This is a genomic window from Planomonospora algeriensis (assembly GCF_977012225.1).
On sequence record NZ_CDRNDK010000068.1, the window covers coordinates 1 to 20,576 of the forward strand.

A 20,576-nucleotide genomic window follows, 5' to 3' on the forward strand; every position below is an offset into this window, starting at 1 on the left:
GGCGCGGGGCATGGGGCATGGGGGCGGGGGCGGGGCACCGAGCTGAGCGCCTCGGCGACCTCCGCGGGGCTCGTCAGCGGGGGCTGGCCGCGCTTGCTCTCCGGCAGCAGCGCCCGGCAGACGATGGTGTCGAGGTAGCCCGGGACTCCGGCGGTGACCTGGCGCGGCGTGCAGTAGTGCCCGTTGTCCGTCGGCGCGACGGGCAGCCCGCCCGGGGTGTCCTCGCCCGGCCAGTGGCCGGTCAGCCCGGCGTACAGCAGGCGGCCGAGGCCCTCGGCGTCGCCGCGGGCGGCGTCCTCGACCCGCATGTTGTCGTGCACCACGTCGGCGAGGACCGCGTCGACCCCGAGGCCGAGCAGCTTGACCGTGCCGCCCGCCGTCCACACCAGGTGCTCGGGGGTCAGGCAGAGGTGGGGGACGCCGGCCTCGTGGGCGTGGGCCAGCGCCTCGGCGACCTCCGCGACCAGCGCGGCGGCACGCTCGGGCTCCATCGGCCCGGCGGCGACCAGGTCGGCCAGGTTGTCCCCGGTCACCCACTCGCTGACGACGTAGGAGCAGCCGTCGTCCTCGGTGGCGTCGAAGACCTGGGTCAGCCGCGGGTCGGTGAGGCGGCTGGCCGTACGGGCGGCCGAGACCACCTCGTTGAGGCGCGGGAAGTCGGGATCGAAGGTGTGGACGGCGACGGGCCGGGCGAGCACCTCGTCGATCGCCTTCCAGAGCGTGGCCCCGTTGGACTCGTGGACGCGGTCTTCGAGCCGGAACCGTTCGGCCAGCTTCGTGCCGGGCTCGATCGCCGAGGAGGTGCTCATGAACTCTCCGAAACTGGGAACGCGTCAGCGTCGCGCCCTGCGGGCACGTCAGGCCTCATCACACGATGCCGGGTGGATCCGCCCACGCCCTCCTGCTTCCACTCACCGCGCGTCGTCACACGCGTCGCACCATGGTAGTGCCGCACCGTTCCACCCGTGTTCTCCCTACCGGACGGGCGGGGAAAACATCGGATTCACCGGCGTCCTCGTCCTGCGACCATTCCAACGATCGAACTCACCTCGGGGATGCGCATGCGGTGCGCGACGACCAGGTAGAGCGCCATGCCGGCCCCGCCGCCCACCGCGAGCATGACGGCCGAGCTGAGCGGGGTCAGGTCGGCCAGCTCACGGGTGAGCCAGAGCACACCGAGAGCCGCCAGCGTACCCGGAAGGGCGGCGGTGTACATACGGGACAGCCCGGAGGCCACCACGCGCCCGTTCAGCCCCCGGGTGCGGCGCGAGGCGAGCATCCAGGCGACCACGGTGCCCGTCGCGTAGGCGGCGGTGAGCGCGCACGCCAGTCCCATCACGACGTAGCGCGGCGGCAGGACGGCGGCGGACAGCAGGCTGAGGCCGATGCTCACCGCGGTGTTGCCCGCCCCGATGAAGACCGGCGTGCGGGTGTCGCCGAAGGCGTAGAAGACCCGCAGCAGGAGCTGGAAGAGCGAGAACGGCACCAGCGCCAGGCCGAAGACCTGGAGTACGTTGCCGATGTAGACGGCGTTTTCCAGGGTGTTGTTGCCCCAGGAGTAGATCAGCACGGTGACCGCCGGTCCCAGCACCATCAGCAGCAGCCCGGCCGGGACCAGCAGGACCGCGACCAGCCGCACACCGGAGGCGAACTCGTCGCGGACCGTGGCGAGGTCGCCCTCGGCGGCCGACCGGCTCATCCGGGGCAGCATGGCGGTGATCACCGAGACCGCGATGATCCCGTAGGGGAGCTGGAAGAGCTGGAACGCCTGGGCGTAGGCGGTGTTGCCCGCGCCCTCCACCTGCCCGCCCGCACCGGAGGCGATCTTGGTGGTGACCCAGAAACCGACCTGGGTGATGCACACGTAGACGAGGCCCCAGGTGGCGGTCCGGCCCATCTCTCCCAGACCTGCGCCGCGCAGGCCGAACCGGGGCCGGAAGCGGAAGCCGGCCCGGTGCAGCGAGACCATCAGCACCAGGCACTGGGCCACGATCCCGGCGGTGGTGCCGAGCCCGAGCAGGGCGAGGTCGGCGTCGCTGACCGCTCCGACCTCGTCGCCGGAGTCGCCGGCCTTGACCAGGTAGAGGACCAGGACACCGATCATCACGACGTTGTTGAGCACCGGAGCCCACATCGGGGCGGCGAAGCGGTCGCGGGTGTTGAGGATCGCCCCGGCGAGCGCCCCGACGCCGACGAAGGCGATCTGCGGCAGGACGTACCGCGCCAGCATGACCGCGACCTCGGTCTGCCGGGCGCTCCAGTCGTCATCGGTGTACAGGCCGATCAGCGGCCGGGCGAGCAGCACCGCCGCGGCGGTGAGCAGGACCAGCGCGACCGTGCCGATCGTCAGCAGCCGCTGCTCGTAGGAGCGGCCGCCGTCGGGGTCGCTCTTCTGCCGCCGCACGATCGACGGGACCACGACGCTGCTCAGGATCCCGCCGATGAGGAAGTCGAACAGGATGAACGGGATCGCGTTGGCGACGGTGTAGGCGTCGCCCATGTGCGCGCTGCCGAGCGCGGCTACGAGCACCGCGGCTTTGACGAAGCCCGTGACCCGGGAGACCATCGTGCCCGCGGCCATGATCGCGCTCGCACGCAGGACCCTGCTCATGCTTCTTCCTCCGCTTGGTGAACGCCTGCCGGTCGGGGGTGTGGGGCCCGGGTCCTCGCCAGCGAGGACCCGGGCTTCAGGACTCGGTGCCGGCCGGCACGCTCGCCCGCTGGGCCGGGGCGGCGGCCGCAGTCCGGCGGGCCCCCCGGCGGCGCAGGACGCGCAGGCCCACGGCGGCCAGCATGACCAGCAGGGCCGCCCCCGCGATCACCAGCGCGATCCCGGTGTAGCCGGTGCTGCGCACGGTGAGCTTGACGCGCTGGCCGTACGCGCGGCCGTCGTCGGTGGTGAGCTGGACCGTCACCGAGGTCTGCCCGCCGGAGGCCCCCGTGACGGTCATCGGGATCCGCACGGTCTGGGTCTGGCCGCCGGAGATGACCATCCGGTCCTCGTACTGCTCGATCCTGAGCCGGCCGGGCTTCTGCGAGGTGACCCTGACCCGGACCGCGACCGTGCTGCCGCTCCCCTTGCGCTCGTTGCGGACGCTGATCGGCACCTCGCCGTCCTCCCCGGCCAAGGTGCGGATCTGCTCCGCCTGCTCACCGCCGACGATCCGCACCTGGTCGATCCGGCCGTCGACGGTGCTCCGCAGCTGCTCGACGTACGGCTCCGCGGCCTGGGTCCTGTCCCGCCAGGCGGAGGAGGCGAGCCGGAGCAGTGCCAGGTCGAACACGCCGGAGTCGTCGGCCTCGGGGGTGTCCGGGGTGACGGAGGTGACCAGGCCCGCACGCTCGCCCACCCGCCGGACGCCCGTCAGGTACTTCTTGCCGAGTTCCCTGCCCCGGTCCTGATCGGTGTAGGTGAGGCCGGCGCGCGGGGTGACGACCTTGCCGGGCTTGACCGCGTCGAGCGTGGCGGGGGAGAGCCACGGCAGGGACCCGGCCGTCTCGACCAGGCCGGCGACGTAGGCCGGGTCGGGCGACCAGCGGCGCGGCGGGGCGGCCACCACGGTCCTGCGGCCGGTGACGGGCTCCGCGCTCATCACCGCGGTCTCGGCGATGAAGCGCCGGCGGTTCAGCAGGGCCCAGTCAGGGGTGGAGGCCGTCGCGCCGAGGATGTCGCTCAGCACCGGGTCGGCCACCAGCGCCTGGACCGGGCCGCTCACGCTCTGCAGGGTGGCGACGGCGTTCGGGGTGGTCGCGGAGGGCTGGGCGACGGCGCCCGGGACCGTGGCGGCCGGGGCGGCGGGCGGCAGGTTGGCCTCGCTCAGCAGCACGCTGCGGACCCCGGCGACGGCCAGGACGTCCAGGCCGTCGTGGTCGATCACCCCGCCGACCGGCCAGTTGACGGCGGTGACGACGTCGCGCCCGAGGATCTCCCTGCCGGTCCGCGCGGCCGCCGCGACGCCCTTGCGGGTGGTGCCGTCGAGGCCGTTGTGGGCCAGGGCGGCCACGTCCGGATCGGCGTAAGGGGTGGCCACGACCGGTGAGCCGGCCAGGGCCGTGCGGAGGGCGCCGAGCCACCGGGTCGCCGCGGCGTCGGCGGGACGGCTCACCGTCGCGGCACCGGTCCCGGCGCCGGCCTTCACCCGGTGCGGCTTGCCCAGTGCCCGCACGTCGTCGAGGAGGGAGGGGTCGACCACCCAGGTGACCCCCTTGGCCGAGGAGACGCCCTCGGCGGTCTTCAGCAGGTCGTCGAGGCGCTTGCCCTCCGCCAGGCCGGCGGTCAGGCCCTCGCCGAGGAAGGTGCCGTCGTCGGCCCGGTGCGGCTGGTCGATGACCGGCAGGACCACGGCGAGGCGGGTGCGCGTGGCCCGCGGGGTCCCCGGGGTCTCGGTCCCCTTCGGCAGGTAGGTCAGGAAGGTGCGCTGCGCGGCGACCGGCACGCCGGCGGCGTCGACCACCTCGACCGTCAGCGGGTAGGCGCCGAACCGGTACAGGCCCAGTTGCTGCGGGGTGAAGACGAACTCCCACGACAGCCTGGCCGAGGCCGCCAGCGGCTGCTGGAGCCAGCTCTCGTCACGCAGGCCGCCCGGCTGGACGTGCGCCTGGCCGCCCAGGTAGGCGGCCATGTCGGCCCGCCGGGCGAAGGGCTGGGCCGAGTAGCGCAACCGGTAGCGCAGGCCGGTCCGGGCCTCGGTGCCGGTGTTGGCCAGCGTGCCGGAGACCCTGATCTCGGTGGTGGGCTCCTTCGGCAGCTCGGGGGTGATCGACCCGATCACGAGCTGGAGGGTCTGGCGGGCCGCCGCCGTTCCTGCGGTCGCCGTGCCGCCAGTGGCCACGGCCGCGAGGGAGAGCAGCGTGGCGAGCAGGACGACGAGCGGCACGTGCTTGCGGATCACGTGCCGGCCAAGGGTGAAATACGGCGCACGCCCGCAATGCTATGGCCTATCCGACGAGCCGGGCGGTCATCGGCTCTCCTCGGGGCCGGGGAACGGACAAGTCGATGATCTTCCCGGGGACGAGGGAGAGCAGGTCGCCGGCGTCGATCCGGAGCGCCGTGTGCCGTTCGCCCGTGGGGGTGTGGACGGGGCCGTCGATCCTGGTGAGCCGCTCGTCCACCAGCACGGTCAGGCCGTCGGGGAGCAGCAGCGGGCAGACCAGCCCGGCGGCGTAGTCGGTGGCGGAGTTCACGGTGAAGGCGGAGGCCGGGCGGACCCGGCGCACGTCCAGGACGCCGCCCACGGTGCCGGGCCGGGGCGGGGCGCCGACGGGGGCGACGGTCGCGACGACCTCGGGACCGATCCGGGTGGTGACCTCGAACACGGAGACGCCCACGCAGGTGGCGGGAGTCGCGGACAGGACCTCGGGCAGCTCGTCGGCACTCGTCAACACGCGGGGAAGGCGTACGATCTCATGATGGATCTGGAGTGCGAGGAGCCAGCGGTGGATCGCGAGGGCGTCCTTCATACAGGTCCTCCTTGCCTCGGCGCTCGGCTCCGCCCGGACCGCGGCTGAACGTAGCCTGGTGATCGCTGTACGGCGTCTCCCCAGTGGGGAACGTGTTCCCTGACCGAAGGACCTACCCGGTTTGTCCCTTTCAAATCTGTCTGAGAGCCAGCGGCACGGCATGAGCGAGCTGTTCCGCAAGATTGCGCCGGTCGCCGACGAGCTCGGCGAGCTGTTCGCCGCGCGGGGATACGAGATCGCCCTGGTGGGCGGCTCGGTCCGCGACGTCTTCCTCGGCCGGATCGGCAACGACCTCGACCTGACGACGGACGCGCGGCCCGAGACGGTCCTGGAGCTCATCCGCGACTGGGCCGACTCGATCTGGACGATCGGCATCGACTTCGGCACGGTCGGCGCGCGCAAGGGCAACTGGCTGCTGGAGATCACCACCTACCGCAGCGAGTCGTACGACCCGAAGTCGCGCAAGCCCGAGGTGGTCTACGGCGACACGCTGGAGGGCGACCTGGCCCGGCGCGACTTCGCGGTCAACGCGATGGCGCTGCGGCTGCCCGGCCGGGAGTTCGAGGACCCGCACGGCGGCCTGGACGACCTGCACGCCAGGGTCCTGCGCACCCCCGGCCCGGCGGAGCGGTCCTTCGACGACGACCCGCTGCGGATGCTGCGCGCCGCCCGGTTCGCCAGCCAGCTCGGATTCGCCGTGGACCGGGCGGCGCTGGACGCGATGACCGCGATGGCCGGACGGATCGAGATCGTCTCCGCCGAGCGCATCCGCGACGAGCTGGACAAGCTGATCTGCGGCGACCACCCGCGCGAGGGCCTGCGCATCCTGGTCGAGTCGGGCCTGGCCGCGTACGTCCTGCCCGAGCTGCCCAGGCTCCGCCTGGAGATCGACGAGCACCACCGGCACAAGGACGTCTACGAGCACACGCTGATCGTGCTGGAGCAGGCGATCGACCTGGAGGAGGGCGGCCCCGACCGCACGCTGCGCTGGGCCGCGCTCCTGCACGACGTGGGCAAGCCCAAGACGCGCCGGCACGAGCCCGGGGGCCGGGTCTCCTTCCACCACCACGAGGTGGTGGGCGCCCAGCTGGCCAAGAAGCGCCTGACGGAGCTGAAGTTCCCCAAGGACGTGGTGGCCGACGTCGCCCGCCTGGTCGAGCTCCACCTGCGCTTCCACGGCTACGGCACGGGCGAGTGGACCGACTCGGCGGTCCGCCGCTACGTCCGGGACGCCGGGCACCTGCTGGAGCGGCTGCACAAGCTGACCCGGGCCGACTGCACCACCCGCAACCGGCGCAAGGCCCAGGCGCTGTCGCGCACCTACGACCAGCTCGAGGAGCGCATCGCCAGGCTCGCCGAGGAGGAGGAGCTCGGCAAGATCCGTCCCGAGCTGGACGGCAACGAGATCCAGCAGATCCTCGGCGTCCCGCCGGGCCCGGTGGTCGGGCGCGCCTACAAGTTCCTCCTGGACATGCGCATGGACGAGGGCGTCGTCGGCAAGGAGGCCGCGACCGAGGCCCTGCGCGAGTGGGCCGCGGCCAACGGCGTGCTGCCCGGCTGATCCGGGTCCGGGCGAGGCCGACGCGTGTCGCCCGGCCGAGCCGGATCGGAGCCGCCGGGTCGCGGACCGCGGCGTGCTGCCCGGCCGGAGGGTCGCGGCCGGGTTAGGGTGGCGCGGTGGACGCGATCGATGTGGACGTGCCGGCGCTCGACCGCGCGCACGTGTGGCACCCGTACGCCTCCGTCCCCCCGCAGGTGCCGGTCCACCAGGTGGTGCGGGCCTCCGGGGTGCGGCTGACGCTCGCCGACGGGCGCGAGCTGGTCGACGGGATGTCGTCGTGGTGGGCGGCGATCCACGGCTACGGCCACCCGCGCCTCGACGGCGCGCTGACCGCGCAGCTCGCCGACATGGCGCACGTCATGTTCGGCGGTCTCACCCACGAGCCCGCCGTACGGCTGGCGCGCACGCTGGCGGAGATGACCGGGCTGCCGAAGGTCTTCCTCGCCGACTCCGGCTCGGTCGCCGTCGAGGTCGCGATCAAGATGGCCTTCCAGTTCACCGGGCGGCACCGCCTGCTGACGGTCAGGGGCGGCTACCACGGCGACACCTTCGGGGCGATGGCCGTCTGCGACCCGGTGAACGGCATGCACCACCTGTTCTCCGGCGCGCTCCCGCAGCACGTGTTCGCCCCCCGGCCTCCCGCCGACCACGACGAGGCCTACCTCGCCGAGCTGGCGGAGACGGTCGCGCGGCACGCCTCCGAGCTGGCGGCGATCATCGTCGAGCCGGTCGTCCAGGGCGCCGGTGGCATGCACTTCTACCACCCGGCCCATCTGCGCCGGCTCCGCGAGCTGGCCGACGAGCACGGCCTGCTGCTGATCGCCGACGAGATCGCCACCGGCTTCGGCCGGACCGGCGAGCTGTTCGGCTGCGACCACGCGGGGATCCGGCCCGACATCATGTGCCTGGGCAAGGCGCTGACCGGCGGCTACCTGTCCCTGGCGGCGACGCTGTGCACCGAGCGGGTCGCGGCGGGCATCGGCACGCTGATGCACGGGCCGACCTTCATGGGCAACCCGCTGGCCGCGGCCGTCGCGAACGCCTCCCTCGGCCTGCTGGCCGAGCGCCCCTGGCGGGAGGAGGTCGCCCGGATCGAGCGGGGGCTGACGGCGGGCCTGGCCGGGGCGGCGCACGCCCCCGGGGTGAAGGACGTGCGGGTGCTCGGCGCGATCGGCGTGGTCGAGACGCGGGAGCCGGTCGACGTCGGGCGCGTCCAGGACACCGCCATGCGGCACGGCGTCTGGCTCCGGCCGTTCGGCCGGCTGATCTACACGATGCCGCCGTACGCCACGGGGGACGACGACCTGGCGCGGATCACGGCCGCGATGACGGCCGCGGTCGCGGATATCGGCCGGGACGCCTGACGGGGATCACGGCCGCGATGACGGCTGCGGCTGCGGATATCGGCCGGGACGCCTGACGACCCGGTAGAGCACGGCGCCGCCGACGTATCCGGCGGTGATGAGGACCAGCACGGTCAACGACTTCCCATCAGCCGGGAGCAGCGCCGCCGCGCAGGCCGCGGCCAGCACGTAGCTGCCGTTGAAGAGCATGTCGTAGATGGAGAACGCCCGGCCGAGGTAGGCGTCGTCGACGTCCCGCTGGACGGCCGTGTCCGCGCAGATCTTGACGCTCTGCCCGGCGATGCCCAGCACGAAGCCGGCCGCGGCGAACCCCCACTGCTGGAACGTCGCGCACAGCCCCAGCGTGAGCACCCCGGCGGTGACGAGCATGGCCGGGACCCAGCGGTGCAACCCGAAGCGCTCGGTGGCCCACGGGGTGACCAGCACGGCCAGGAAGTAGCCGACCCCGGAGGTGGCGACCACGACGGTGACCGCGTCCAGGGCGTCCTCGGCGCTCTCGGCGAAGTAGTAGCGCGAGAGCATGACGAGCATCGCCGTGCACATGCCGTACATGAAGCGGTGGGTGGCCATCGCGCCCATCGCGGCGGCGGCGGCGCGGTGGCCCGCGATGTGCCGCGCGCCGTCGACGAGGCCGCTGACGACGTGCCGCACGGCCTCGCGGGCCTGCGGCCGGTCCGGGTCGTAGGCCGGGCCGAGCAGCGCCCGGTCCATGGTCCGGGCGATCAGCGCGCTGAGCCCGAAGATCAGGCCGGAGACGAGCAGGAGCACGGCGACGCCCTGGTCGTCGCTGCCGAGGACCTTGCGGAGCAGGATGCCCGTGCCCACTCCGACGAAGGTCAGCACGGTGCCGGAGGTGGGGGTGACCGCGTTGGCCACCATCAGCCGGTCGGCCGGGACGACGTGCGGGAGCGAGGCCCCGAGCGCGGCCAGGAAGAACCGGTTCACCCCGAGCACGCAGAGCGCGGCGGCGTAGAAGACGGCGTCGGGGGCGCCGCCGGCCAGCAGCGCCGCGGTGGCCACCAGCAGCGCGCCCCGGACCAGCGGCGCGACGACCAGGATCCGCTGCCGGGACCAGCGGTCGATGAACACGCCGACGAAGGGGCCCAGCACGGAGTACGGCAGGAGCAGCACGGCCAGGCCCGCGGCGATCTGGACGGCGCTGGTGCTCTGCTCCGGGCTGAAGAACGCGAATCCGGCCACCGCGAACTGGAAGATCCCGTCGGAGAACTGGGAGACCAGGCGGGTGCCGTACAGCCGCCGGAAGTCCCGACCTTCCAGGACGACGCGGAGATCGGATACGAATGACACGGGCTCAGCCTACGTGCGGAACGGGCGCGGAGGATCGGGGATGTCCCTGAGACCACCGAACGGCAACCATGTGACATATATGGACTTCTCGCCCTGTGTTGCCGAGTGGGCGTGATGAGCAGACATGATCACGTACTCTCGATCCGTGACACCTGATGAACACGTCGTGCTCGTCGACATCGAGGGCAACGCGGTCGGCACGGCCCCCAAGGCGGCGGTGCACGGCCCCGACACCCCCCTCCACCTCGCCTTCTCCAGCTATGTGTTCGACACCGAGGGCAGGGTGCTGCTCACCCGGCGGGCGTCGCACAAGCTCACCTGGCCGGACGTGTGGACCAACAGCTGCTGCGGCCACCCCCTGCCGGGCGAGTCCGCGCACGACGCGGTGGTCCGGCGGCTGGACTACGAGCTCGGGCTCGCGGTCGCCGCGGCGGACCTGCTGCTGCCGCGCTTCTCCTACCGGGCCGTCATGGACAACGGCGTCGTCGAGCGCGAGCTCTGCCCGGTCTACCGGGTCGTCATCGACACCACGGCCGACACCACGGCCGACACCGGGGCCGTGCCCAACCCCGACGAGGTCGGCGAGGTGCGGTGGACGCCGTGGCAGGAGTTCGCCCGGGGCGTGCTCGACGGCAGCCTGGCGATCTCCCCGTGGTGCCGGGAGCAGGTGCCACACCTCGACGCGCTCGGCGCCGACCCCCTGCGCTGGCCCGTCGCCGACCCCGCCGCCCTCCCGTCCGCCGCGCGCTGAGTGCGGGCGGGCCCGGGGTGCGGCGGGGTCGGCGGTCCGGGTCCCGTCAGTAGAGGTCGGCCAGCGTCACCAGGACGACGTCGCCGCGGCGGCGGGCCTCGGCCTCCAGGTCGGCGGTGAAGCCGTTCCTGGCGAAGATCACCAGCTTGGCGTCCTCCGCCGGAACGCGCTTGGCGATGAGGACCGCCCGGAGGTGGTCCAGCCGGTGCAGGTCGGCGCTGCCGCGGGGCTCCGCGGTGTACTTCGCCTCGCCCAGCACGCTCACCGCCGGGCTCTTCGACCGGGCCTGCTCTCCCGGGCCCAGCATGATCACATCGATCTGGTGGCTCTTCCGGCACTCGGGGCACGAGATCGTCGTCTCCCCGACCTCGCCGCCGCCGTCCAGGCCGAGCCGTTCCAGGCCGTAGACACGGGTCCAGCGGCGGCAGACCTCCTCGAAGGCCGGTCCGAGGATCTTGGACTGGACCGTGTCCCGTGCGGCGGTCCAGACCGCCTCGGCGTTTCCCAGCTCGGCGTCGTGGATGCGCGGCTGCACCACCAGGTGGTGGAAGCGGAGCAGGGGGTCGCTCAGGTGGTAGGAGATCTTGCGCTGGTAGAGCACGTCCTCCTCCTTGGCGATGATGCGCGACTCCAGCAGAACGCGGAGGGGGTGTTCCAGCGCGGTCGCGGGCCGCTCCATCCGGGCGCCGATCTTCGTCGGGGTGGTGTGGCCCTGGGCGATGTGCTGGAGCACGGTCTGGTAGAGGGAGCGGTCGACCATCCGGGGGTCCTCCCGCAGCACGTAGGAGGGCTCGTCGTAGAGCGTGCCGTCCGGGGTCACGACCTCGTCCATCACCCACCGCTCCACGTCGGCGAGGGAGGACAGCGGCTGCCGCCCCGCGACGCCGCGCCGGTAGCCGGGCGTGCCCCCGATGAAGGCGTAGAGGTGGAGGGCGGCCTCGGGGTCGGAGACGCGCCAGTACTTCGCGGTCAGCCGATAGTCGAACGGGAACATCCGGATGTTGTAACTGGAGCGGCCGAACAGCGGGCGGCTGCCCGAGAGCAGGTCGTACATCACGGAGAACGTCGAGCCGCAGAGGACGAGGCGTACGGCCGGCGCGGTCTCGTCCTGGTGCTCGCGGAAAGCAGACCGGTCGTACAGCTTCTGGATGACGCCCGAGAGCATGGGCGCGCCCGCCAGCAGGAAGGGGTACTCGTCCAGGACGAGGAGCTGGGGGCGGCCGGTGGCGAGGGCCCGCGTGCGCAGCTCCACCAGGCACTCCTCCAGCGCGGGCTCCCAGTCCCGGTAGACGGTGGACTCGATCCTCGACGCCGGCCAGCCCGCCCATTCCCCCAGCGTCGTCTTGAACCGGTCGAGGGCGAGCAGCCGGTCGTCGTCGGGGAGGGCCATGTGGTACAGGCCCTGGAATGCCTCGGAGAGGTGGGAGAGCACGAAGCTCTTGCCCTGGCGGCGCCTGCCGTACATGACGCTGAGGTGCAGACCGGGGTACGGGCCCATGAACCTGTCCAGCAGGCTCCACTCGAAGTCCCGCGCGAAGACTCCAGGCGGCTTCTCCATGATCCGAGCCCCTAGCTCCTAGTCTGGTTAATATAACCAGACTAGGAGCTAGAAAGATCGATAGCGGGGCGAAGCAGAGCACGGATGGAGTGAAGTCGGAGAGTCCAGCGGCGTCCTTCCTGCCGGGCGGGTCGAGTGATCACGGACGGCGACGTCTTTGAACCGGCTCTCAGGGGATCTCGGAACACTACGCCGGAGCTTTTCGGGCATGGCGGCGTTGCCTACGTGCCAGTTCCCGGGCGGCGGTGAGGCGTTCGCTCGTGAACGGGTCCACGGAGCCGGCGCCTTCGCCGGGGGTCCGGTCCCACCCCGAGATCTTCTCCGCCAGAAGGCGGAGGCGCCGGTCGCCGGGTTTCACGTCGATCTGGAAGTGGCTCTCCTTCGGGGTGGGCTCGTCACCGCCCCAGCGCACGATGCCCTCGCACTCCGCGAGAACATCCCGGATGACGGTCGTCTCATGCGGGAAGAACCCGCCAGACCCTCCGACGGGATAGCCCCCCGGTCGGATCGCGATCGCGGTCCCCGACAGGTGGTTGCTCTCGTACGGCTGCGCCACGGCACGTGAGGTGACGTGTCCGGTGACCTCGTCGGGAGCGTCGCTGCGCAGGGCGTCGATCTCGTAGTGGAACCGCCGGGCGACGTGCAGCAACACGATGGCAACGTCCCCCTCCAGGACCCGGACCTCGGTATTGCTGCCTTCGATGCGGTGGGCCTCCGCCGCCCCGACGACGGGCCAGCCGTTCTGGCTGACATCGTGCGGCCAGTCCGCCGGTTCCGGCACCGCCGCGGCGGCGGGGGTGTCCACGGTACGGCCGAGGGCCACCGCGCCGACGATTCCCGCCCCGACCGTCAGCAGACGGCGGCGGGACAGGCGGTGTGCGGAGTCAGACACGGATACCCCTTTGCTCGGAGAAGCGGCGGTTGGAGATCATCATTTCCGTCTCCGTGCTCGAAAGGCCATGACCATGCAGACCACGGTCCCCACCAGAGACGTCACCAGAATGGGATTGATATAGATCGGCACCAGGTCCGTCGCCGTCCCGTCCTCCCAGTGACAGATATGCCGGAGTGGGAGCCAGTTCCATGAAACGGACGGGGAGCCCAGAGGTTTCATGCTGCAATGCTCGCTGATTGGCCGGAACGTCCAGAATTTTCCGCTCAAGAATCCGTGTGCGTAGATGACGCCCGCCACGAGCAGCGCCACACAGGACATCGCGCCCCAGCGACGAGAGCTCACGGCTCATTCCCCGTCACTGCTCTTCAGAGACTGGATGCGCGCGCCCTCTTCGTTCAGCCTGGAGAGAAAGACCCCCTTGAACCCCTGAAGGAACTCTGTCCATTTCTCCTCGGGCAGCAGGTGCGGCGGCACCGTTGGGATGCCACCGGTCAACTCGATCAGTCCTATGCGGATGGCCGAGATGGTCCCCTCGACATCGCGGGCGAGAAGGTGATCGGCGACGTTTCCGAGAATGACATCTTTACCTTCGAACCGGCCTTCGTAGAACTGCTTGAAACGAGATTTGTATCCGCCTGCCTTGTAGTAATCCTCCACGGCGTCCGCGATATTGACGTTTCCTTTGAGGACTCTCATCGTGATGTTGTAACTGTCGGCGTCCTCGACCAGGTCGCGGAGTTTGAAGCTGCCGTCGCCATCTATCTTGGCCAGTCTCTCGGTGCAGTAGGTGTATCCCGACGAGTAGCGCGCGCTGTCGCGACGCCATTCACCATAGAAGGTCATCAGATCACCACCCCATCCGCTGACATCGCTGCGGGCTACCCCGAAGCCCGACGGAGGGGGTGCGACATACACTCCGTTGCAGTTGGCACCGAAGTGAGGAACGCTTAGATCTATACCGTAAAACGGATCGCGTAGCTCATTGATCATTTTCACGCCGGCGGCCTTTATGTAGTCCACGAACACCTGATCGTAACCTCCGATCAGGAAATCCCACTCGGCACCGGAATATTCTTTGTGTCTCAGGAACTCCATCACCAACTGGTTGGGATTCCTGTCGCTGCCGGTGTACTTCGTCGCCAGTTCGTAAAGACGCCTGATGTAGGCGACGAACTCGTCGATCTCCGTGCTCGGGGTGTTGACGGCCGAGACCCCAGGATCCTTGTCCGGAGCGTGGATGTTCTTGTCGATATTGATCCGGCCGTCACCGGATCCGACCGCCAGCGTCTGAATCTGGTTGAACGACCAGTTCTCCGGGAGGGGATAGCCCATGTTGCCGGAGAACGCCACGGACATGCCCGACACGAACGACCATCGGGCCATGGTCGTCTTGGTCACCTGCGCGCACACGTTCCTGGATCCGTAGACCCCGTGCACGTACCGCTTGCCCTTGCTGACCAGGCCCGAGACGACACCGCGGAAATAGGGGATGATGTTCGACTCGATCTCGGCCTGCGTCGCGTCGTAGTCGACCGCGAAGTAGATCACCGTTCCACTGTCGAAGCCGTACTCCACCGCGGCGGTGTGCGCGTCGACGGCGTCCTTATGGCCTTGCTCGTAGGTGAAGTAGCTGACCTCCCCGCCGTAGTACTGGGAGATGGGGAACACCTTCAGATCGTTCCGGAAGATGACCTCCAGCTCACCCGGCTGGATCCGCTTGTTCAGATAGTTCTTACTGGGACGCTCGTCGAGATAGCGGCCGATCACCCGGTAGCCCGCATCGTGAAGGGCCTTGGCGCGCGCGTCGGTGATGGTGGTGATGCAGTCTGCCGCGGTACCGGGGCGGTCAGGGTCTCCAGTGGAGACCAGCGCCTGACACCAGGTCGCGAAGTCCACTTCTCCTTCGTCCGGTAGGCCGGTGAACCTCTGGAACCTCTTCACCCAGCCTTTGAGGTCGCTGTCGAAGGTCTCCGTGAACACTGCTTCCGAGTACGACCAGCCGCCCTGTGTCGTCCGGTATCCGACCGCACCGTTGAACACGGCCGCCGCACTGAAGATCCGCACCCAGATCCCCGTGTCGCCGCTGGACAGCGGGTGGTTCTTGAGGCCGGCCTGGGTGCCGGGCCCGAACACGCCCGTCGCCTGGCTGTCACTCATGCCCAGCTCGAACTGGATCGCCAGGTAGAGCGCCTTCTGCACGTCCCGGGAGAAGATCCCGTCACAGGGGACGATGAAGAAGTTGGCCCGGGCGATATAGCGCCAGTTCAACCACTGCTGGACGATACGGACGCTCTCCTTCCCGCCGGCCACGAGGGTGTACGCGTCCATCGTCAAGATGGCCTTGAAGAGCTTGGGCGGAACCGTGCCGGTGTGGGTGAGGCCCGCGTTCCTCGCCAGATTGAAAAGGGAAAGGTCGGTCTGCCCGTCGTAGACGCCGTACTGGCCGCCGCCCCAGTAGCCTTTGCAGAAGAGCCCGTGCTGAAGAATCCTGACGATGTTCTTGTTCGCCGTCGAGGGACCGATGCCACCGAGGGCCGCGAGCTTGGACAGTGTCGTCGGCCCGAAGCTGTCGGACAGCGCTGTTATGCCGAGCTCGACCTGTAGTGCACGAGTGAGGGAGAACATCGTCGCCCAACCGGTGACCCCGTCCTCGGGGCATTTCTTGTATCCCGAGACCTGGCCGTATGTAGCGTTCACCCACTTCTGGGCTTCAAGAACTTTTGCATCCATGCGCCGGCCCTCCCGGTGGCGTGTCAGCTGTCCGGCTACCGCGGACGTCGGCATGCCGGAACGGATCGAACATCATTCGAGGATCTTTACGGCGTTGGTGTACCGCTTCTCCATCAGCTCTTTCAACCTCTGAAGTGCATCGCGGTTCTTGGCGATGATCCTGTTCTGGACGTCGGTATAGGCGACACGCCTGACACCGCTGTAATTCACCTGCAACCGGCACTGCTCGTCGGCGACGGCCGTCTTGATCTCCAGCTCGCTCACGGTACGACGACCGCGGCCGGTGTCTCCCAACTGCCAGCGCTGATCGCCCTGCGCGTCGAACGGTTTCTCATAGGAGAAGCCCTTCTTCCTCATGCAGTCGCTCCACTGAACTTCGACTTCGGCGATTCGCCTGTCTTTGAAGCCCTCGATGGCCGCGTCCTCCATCAGGGAGTAAAGCCTCTTGAATTCGTTCTCCTTGGCAGGGCCGGTTCCGTCCGCGCCGAGCGCTCCAGCGTTGAGAGCCCTCTCCGCCTCGCCCGCGCATCCTCCTCTGGGAACCCTGACGCCGTTGACCTTCGAGGTGCCCAGCCCCGTATGAGCGGCGTCCTGCTCGGCTGGGATCTCGAACATGCGGAGTCCGTCGAGAGCGGCGAACTCCTCGACGTCCTGGCCTACCGGCCCGAGGTAGCCGTAGCGTGCGACCTCTTTCGCGCCGAGCCAGCCCAGATACGCAGCATTTCTGGAGTATCGGACGGGCGTCGTGTCATGTTCCGGCATCGTGAAGCCGAACCGCTTCAGACAGCTGCCGAGGATCTTGAAACGGGCTTCCTGTACACGCGCACGCCGAACGTTGTCGAGATCGTAGACGTCCATCGGCAACGCGAAGTCATTCTCCGAAGTGACAGCAGGGTAACCGTTTAATAGATTTACCGATCCATCACGTGAAGTATTGGATGCGGGTGCCGAACAACCAGTGAGAAGTAGAGCGGCGAGCACCAGGGGGTAGGTCGATGCCCGTTTTTTGACATTATTCATGAAATAGATGCTCCGTGTGGGCGTCGTGGCGCCGGATGTCGGGCCGGCGCCATGACGCCTTCACCGAATTCTGGTATTACCAGCTCTTCCTGGTGCCGTAATCCCATCCATCATGATAGAAGTGAGCACGAATGTAGGAGGCTTCAGTCTTTCTGACCCCCGCTGTGTAGGAGCGGTAGACCCAGTCACCCCAATCGTCAAGTGACCGATACTGACTCGAACCCCATCCGCAGAAGTGGGGGTCGCCGGAAGTGTCCCACCAGCCGGTGGTGATCCTGGCACCCTGGATCTGGTAACCATCCTCGTGGTAGACCTTGGACCAGCCGAACGTGGCACCGCTGGCGGTTCCCTGGTTCACCCTCCACCACCAGAAAAGGAGGCCCTGAGGATTGCTCGAGTCGGCACGGGGCCACCGCATCTCCGTCCCGGACACCGCAGACGCGTTACTGGCATTAGCCGGGTCGGCGAGCCAGTTTCCACACCACGTGGTGGCCGCGGCCAGGCTCACCGCGGTATCCGCCTTGGCGTCGCCGGTGGCCGCGCTGAGGCTGGCGCCATTGGTCTCCTTGACCAGGCGCTTGTCTTTTTCGTTCAAGGGGAGCTCGTCGAGCGGGATCGGCTGAGGAGCCGGCGCCGGAGGCTGGTCGATCGGGATTTCACCCTGAGACGCAGGGGTTTCCCTCGCCCCTACGTACGGATCCTCGGGCGAGAATGCGAAAGCCGGGCCGGATGAGCTCAGAAGGGCGGCACCGGTCGCTCCGGCGACAAGCGTGAACCGCCATCTTCCCTTCTTGGTAATCATCGCCATAACCTATTCCCATCATGACATCGATTCTTATGAATCGAAATGAACGGTGTCATGAGGACTAAAATAAATCAAGATATCGATGATCGACTGTGGTGAGGATCACATACCTTGAGGCTTTTCATCCACTCTGGCCGACGCCTTTGTGTGCAAATGCGGAGAGTCCGCATTTGCACACAAAGGCGTCGGCCAGGCGACAGTTCTGGTCAGGGGGTGCGGGAATCCGGGCCGAGACGGGAGGGTCTCCTCGGGGAGGTGGTCGACCACGATCCAATGCGCTGCGCCGCACCCCTGGACGCCGTCTTGCTGAGTGCTTCCCATCATCTCGGCCAGGATCTTCCGGACCGATGGCGAGCGGCGCCGCCAGGTTGGGAAAGGCTCCTTGATCGGTAACGGACGGGCTCGCTTGTGGACGATCGCCCGGTTGGTGCGGCCGGTGGTGGATCTTCGCCTGAGGCCGGACCGCCATCGACGCCTGTCGCGCGATGGCGGGTGCCTGGTCGCGACGTCGGGGAACGTCATCCACGCCGCGATCCGCATACTTCTCCTGCACCGCTTCGAAGAACGTCGGCAGGAGCCAGAAAGATCATTTTCTGGAGAAGGGAAAGCCCTCCGCCCGGGAAGGGCGGAGGGCTCTCAGGGCGAGGGGATCAGCGCTCGACCTCGCCGCGGATGAACTTCTCGACGTACTCGTGGGCCTCCTCGTCGGAGTACTGCTCCGGCGGGGACTTCATGAAGTAGGAGGAGGCCGAGAGGATCGGTCCGGCGATGCCCCGGTCGAGGGCGATCTTGGCGGCGCGGACGGCGTCGATGATGACGCCGGCGGAGTTGGGGGAGTCCCAGACCTCCAGCTTGTACTCCAGGTTCAGCGGGGTGTCGCCGAAGCTCTTGCCCTCCAGGCGGACGTAGGCCCACTTGCGGTCGTCCAGCCACGGCACGTGGTCCGACGGGCCGATGTGCACGTCGGCCTTGGCCATCTCGTGCGGGATCTGCGAGGTGACCGACTGGGTCTTGGAGATCTTCTTGGACTGCAGGCGCTTGCGCTCCAGCATGTTCATGAAGTCCATGTTGCCGCCGAAGTTCAGCTGGTAGGTGCGGAGCAGCTCCACCCCGCGGTCCTCGAACAGCTTGGCCATGACCCGGTGGGTGATGGTCGCGCCGACCTGCGACTTGATGTCGTCGCCGACGATCGGCACGCCCGCGTCGGTGAACTTCTGCGCCCACTCGGGGTCGGAGGCGATGAAGACCGGCAGCGCGTTGACGAAGGCCACCTTGGCGTCGATGGCGCACTGGGCGTAGAAGCGGTCCGCCTCCTCCGAGCCCACCGGCAGGTAGGAGACCAGCACGTCCACCCGGGCGTCCTTGAGCGCCTGCACGACGTCGACCGGGGCGTCGTCGGACTCCTCGACCATCTCGCGGTAGTACTCGCCCAGGCCGTCGAAGGTGTGGCCGCGCTGCACGGTCACGCCGGTCGGCGGCACGTCGCAGATCTTGATGGTGTTGTTCTCCGAGGCCACGATCGCCTCGGACAGGTCGCGGCCGACCTTCTTGGCGTCGACGTCGAACGCGGCGACGAACTCGACGTCGCCGACGTGGTAGTCGCCGAACTTCACATGCATCAGGCCCGGCACCCGGGTGCCCGGGTCGGCATCCCTGTAGTAGTGCACGCCCTGCACGAGCGACGCGGCACAGTTGCCCACACCGACAATGGCTACGCGCACCGAACCCATGGCACTCGCTCCCCTTAGTCCTGTTTGATCAGTTGTCCTCCGGAGCGGCGGGCCGCTCCGGACCATCGGTTCCGGGCGAGGGCGCCCGGGACGTGTCTTCGTGCGCCGGCCGCGCTTCCCTGCCCGCGGCGGACCCCCCGGAGTCCGTGCCGGGGGCGGCCGCGGATCCGCGCCGCTCGGTCTCGATCAGCTCGTTGAGCCACCGCACCTCGCGCTCGACCGACTCCAGGCCGTGGCGCTGGAGCTCCAGGGTGTAGCTGTCCAGCCGCTCGCGCGTGCGGGCCAGGGCCGTGCGGACGGCGTCGAGCCTCTCCTCCAGGCGGCTGCGGCGCCCCTCCAGGATGCGCAGGCGCACCTCGGCCTCGGTGTGCCGGAAGAAGGCGAAGTGGATGCCGAAGCTCTCGTCCTCCCAGGCGGACGGACCGGCCTGGGTGAGCAGCTCCTGCAGCCGCTCCTTGCCCTCGGCGGTCAGCCGGTAGACGATCTTCGACCGGCGGCCGGTGAGGGGGACGGCGCTCTCGGGGGCGGGCTCCTCCTCGACGATGAGCCCGTCGGTCAGCAGCTGGCGCAGGCACGGGTAGAGCGAGCCGTAGGAGAAGGCGCGGAACATGCCGAGCAGGGCGTTGAGCCGTTTGCGCAGTTCGTAGCCGTGCAGCGGGGTCTCGTGCAGCGACCCGAGCACGGCGAGCTCCAGCACGCCGCCTCGTGAACCGGCCACTGGAACCACCACCTCTCGCGCCGATGTATCGAGCCGATACATCGGAAGGATACGTCGGCTCGACATACTCGGCAACGGGCGACTTTCCCAAGAGGTTGGGAGCAAACGCAAAAAAGCCGTAGTCTGGCCGTTATGTGGTCACAGCGAGCGGTGGTGGGCTCAGGCTCCCGCGCGCTCCGGATCACGGATGGGCACGGGGAATTTCACGTCTGCGCAGGAGGGGCCGGTCGCGGTCGTTCCTGGAGCCGCCCGGGGGGCGTATTCGTCCCGGGGAACGGAGATCCCCCCGAAGAGGTCGGCTACTAGTGAGCCAAGGTGCTGAGATGCCCCCCGCCTAAGAGGTAATCTCACCCGCGCCTACACGCCGTCGTAGACCCCGATGACCGAACGAGGACGCGTTGAGTTACAGCAGCAGCCATGACCCGGAGCCGAGCGGGCCTCAGCAGCGCCCGGACGGATCGGCTCGTCAGGGGCGGCGCCGTCGCTCGAACCCGGGAGCCGCCGCTCCCCGTACCGTCCCCCCGGGTCCGCCGTCCCAAACCGGCGACCCGAACCGGGGTCTGCCCCAGTCGCAGCCGTACGCGCCGCAGGGCCGGCAGGGGGGGCAGGGCCCCGACCCGAGGTACGGCGCGCCCGCACCCGCGCAGGGCCGGGGAGCCGATCCCCGGTACGGCGC

Annotated in this window: 15 protein-coding genes; 3 read left to right on the forward strand and 12 right to left on the reverse strand. The window is 69.2% G+C overall.

Annotated elements, in window-relative coordinates:
• The 4 genes from ACWJ6R_RS10415 to ACWJ6R_RS10430 form a co-directional block, all read right to left on the reverse strand.
• Window positions 1-809 (reverse strand): protein kinase family protein (locus ACWJ6R_RS10415; RefSeq protein ID WP_449062013.1); only part of this gene is annotated, 809 nt, incomplete at its 3' end.
• Window positions 810-1,003: 194 nt separating this feature from the next.
• On the reverse strand, window positions 1,004-2,611 hold the full coding sequence (gene murJ, locus ACWJ6R_RS10420) for a murein biosynthesis integral membrane protein MurJ (RefSeq protein ID WP_449062014.1): 1,608 nt from the start codon (window positions 2,609-2,611) through the stop codon (window positions 1,004-1,006).
• A gap of 76 nt (window positions 2,612-2,687) precedes the next feature.
• The gene (locus ACWJ6R_RS10425; protein WP_449062015.1) at window positions 2,688-4,892 is read right to left on the reverse strand and encodes a DUF6049 family protein; all 2,205 of its coding nucleotides are present in this window, start codon (window positions 4,890-4,892) and stop codon (window positions 2,688-2,690) included.
• 46 nt (window positions 4,893-4,938) lie between these two features.
• On the reverse strand, window positions 4,939-5,460 hold the full coding sequence (locus tag ACWJ6R_RS10430; protein WP_449062016.1) for an aminoacyl-tRNA deacylase: 522 nt from the start codon (window positions 5,458-5,460) through the stop codon (window positions 4,939-4,941).
• Between the two features lie 160 nt (window positions 5,461-5,620).
• Between ACWJ6R_RS10430 and ACWJ6R_RS10435 the strand changes: the two genes are divergently transcribed.
• Complete coding sequence (locus tag ACWJ6R_RS10435) at window positions 5,621-7,021, forward strand: CCA tRNA nucleotidyltransferase (RefSeq protein ID WP_449062017.1); 1,401 nt, start codon at window positions 5,621-5,623, stop codon at window positions 7,019-7,021.
• 116 nt (window positions 7,022-7,137) lie between these two features.
• Window positions 7,138-8,385 carry an adenosylmethionine--8-amino-7-oxononanoate transaminase gene (locus ACWJ6R_RS10440; RefSeq protein WP_449062018.1) on the forward strand — a complete coding sequence of 416 codons (1,248 nt, stop codon included), beginning with the start codon at window positions 7,138-7,140 and terminating at the stop codon, window positions 8,383-8,385.
• A gap of 6 nt (window positions 8,386-8,391) precedes the next feature.
• Here ACWJ6R_RS10440 and ACWJ6R_RS10445 read toward each other — a convergent pair whose 3' ends face one another.
• Window positions 8,392-9,693, reverse strand: a complete 1,302-nt coding sequence (locus ACWJ6R_RS10445; protein ID WP_449062019.1) for an MFS transporter — start codon at window positions 9,691-9,693, stop codon at window positions 8,392-8,394.
• A 145-nt stretch (window positions 9,694-9,838) separates the two neighbouring features.
• Between ACWJ6R_RS10445 and idi the strand changes: the two genes are divergently transcribed.
• Window positions 9,839-10,444, forward strand: a complete 606-nt coding sequence (gene idi, locus ACWJ6R_RS10450) for an isopentenyl-diphosphate Delta-isomerase (RefSeq protein WP_449062020.1) — start codon at window positions 9,839-9,841, stop codon at window positions 10,442-10,444.
• A 46-nt stretch (window positions 10,445-10,490) separates the two neighbouring features.
• Here idi and ACWJ6R_RS10455 read toward each other — a convergent pair whose 3' ends face one another.
• The 7 genes from ACWJ6R_RS10455 to ACWJ6R_RS10485 form a co-directional block, all read right to left on the reverse strand.
• A complete protein-coding gene (locus tag ACWJ6R_RS10455) occupies window positions 10,491-12,002 on the reverse strand; it encodes an AAA family ATPase (protein ID WP_449062021.1) in 1,512 nt (503 codons plus the stop codon).
• Between the two features lie 187 nt (window positions 12,003-12,189).
• Window positions 12,190-12,894 carry a hypothetical protein gene (locus tag ACWJ6R_RS10460; RefSeq protein ID WP_449062022.1) on the reverse strand — a complete coding sequence of 235 codons (705 nt, stop codon included), beginning with the start codon at window positions 12,892-12,894 and terminating at the stop codon, window positions 12,190-12,192.
• Between the two features lie 348 nt (window positions 12,895-13,242).
• Window positions 13,243-15,627, reverse strand: coding sequence for a glycoside hydrolase domain-containing protein (locus tag ACWJ6R_RS10465; RefSeq protein ID WP_449062023.1), 2,385 nt, complete (start codon window positions 15,625-15,627; stop codon window positions 13,243-13,245).
• A 72-nt stretch (window positions 15,628-15,699) separates the two neighbouring features.
• Window positions 15,700-16,485, reverse strand: a complete 786-nt coding sequence (locus tag ACWJ6R_RS10470) for a hypothetical protein (RefSeq protein WP_449062024.1) — start codon at window positions 16,483-16,485, stop codon at window positions 15,700-15,702.
• A gap of 238 nt (window positions 16,486-16,723) precedes the next feature.
• Window positions 16,724-17,449: a hypothetical protein gene (locus tag ACWJ6R_RS10475; RefSeq protein ID WP_449062025.1), complete on the reverse strand. Its 726-nt coding sequence runs from the start codon at window positions 17,447-17,449 to the stop codon at window positions 16,724-16,726.
• A gap of 653 nt (window positions 17,450-18,102) precedes the next feature.
• Entirely contained in the window at window positions 18,103-19,182 is a 1,080-nt protein-coding gene (locus tag ACWJ6R_RS10480) for an inositol-3-phosphate synthase (RefSeq protein ID WP_068900338.1), read from the reverse strand.
• Window positions 19,183-19,210: 28 nt separating this feature from the next.
• Window positions 19,211-19,900 (reverse strand): helix-turn-helix transcriptional regulator, encoded by a 690-nt coding sequence (locus ACWJ6R_RS10485; protein ID WP_449062026.1) that lies wholly within the window; start codon window positions 19,898-19,900, stop codon window positions 19,211-19,213.
• Window positions 19,901-20,576 lie beyond the last annotated feature (676 nt).

Coding starts and splice junctions, on each gene's coding strand:
- murJ (WP_449062014.1), bottom strand. CDS start 2,611: ATGAGCAGGGTCCTGCGTGCGAGCGCGATCATGGCCGCGGGCACGATG.
- ACWJ6R_RS10430 (WP_449062016.1), bottom strand. CDS start 5,460: ATGAAGGACGCCCTCGCGATCCACCGCTGGCTCCTCGCACTCCAGATC.
- ACWJ6R_RS10435 (WP_449062017.1), top strand. CDS start 5,621: ATGAGCGAGCTGTTCCGCAAGATTGCGCCGGTCGCCGACGAGCTCGGC.
- ACWJ6R_RS10455 (WP_449062021.1), bottom strand. CDS start 12,002: ATGGAGAAGCCGCCTGGAGTCTTCGCGCGGGACTTCGAGTGGAGCCTG.
- ACWJ6R_RS10465 (WP_449062023.1), bottom strand. CDS start 15,627: ATGGATGCAAAAGTTCTTGAAGCCCAGAAGTGGGTGAACGCTACATAC.
- ACWJ6R_RS10470 (WP_449062024.1), bottom strand. CDS start 16,485: ATGGACGTCTACGATCTCGACAACGTTCGGCGTGCGCGTGTACAGGAA.
- ACWJ6R_RS10475 (WP_449062025.1), bottom strand. CDS start 17,449: ATGATTACCAAGAAGGGAAGATGGCGGTTCACGCTTGTCGCCGGAGCG.
- ACWJ6R_RS10480 (WP_068900338.1), bottom strand. CDS start 19,182: ATGGGTTCGGTGCGCGTAGCCATTGTCGGTGTGGGCAACTGTGCCGCG.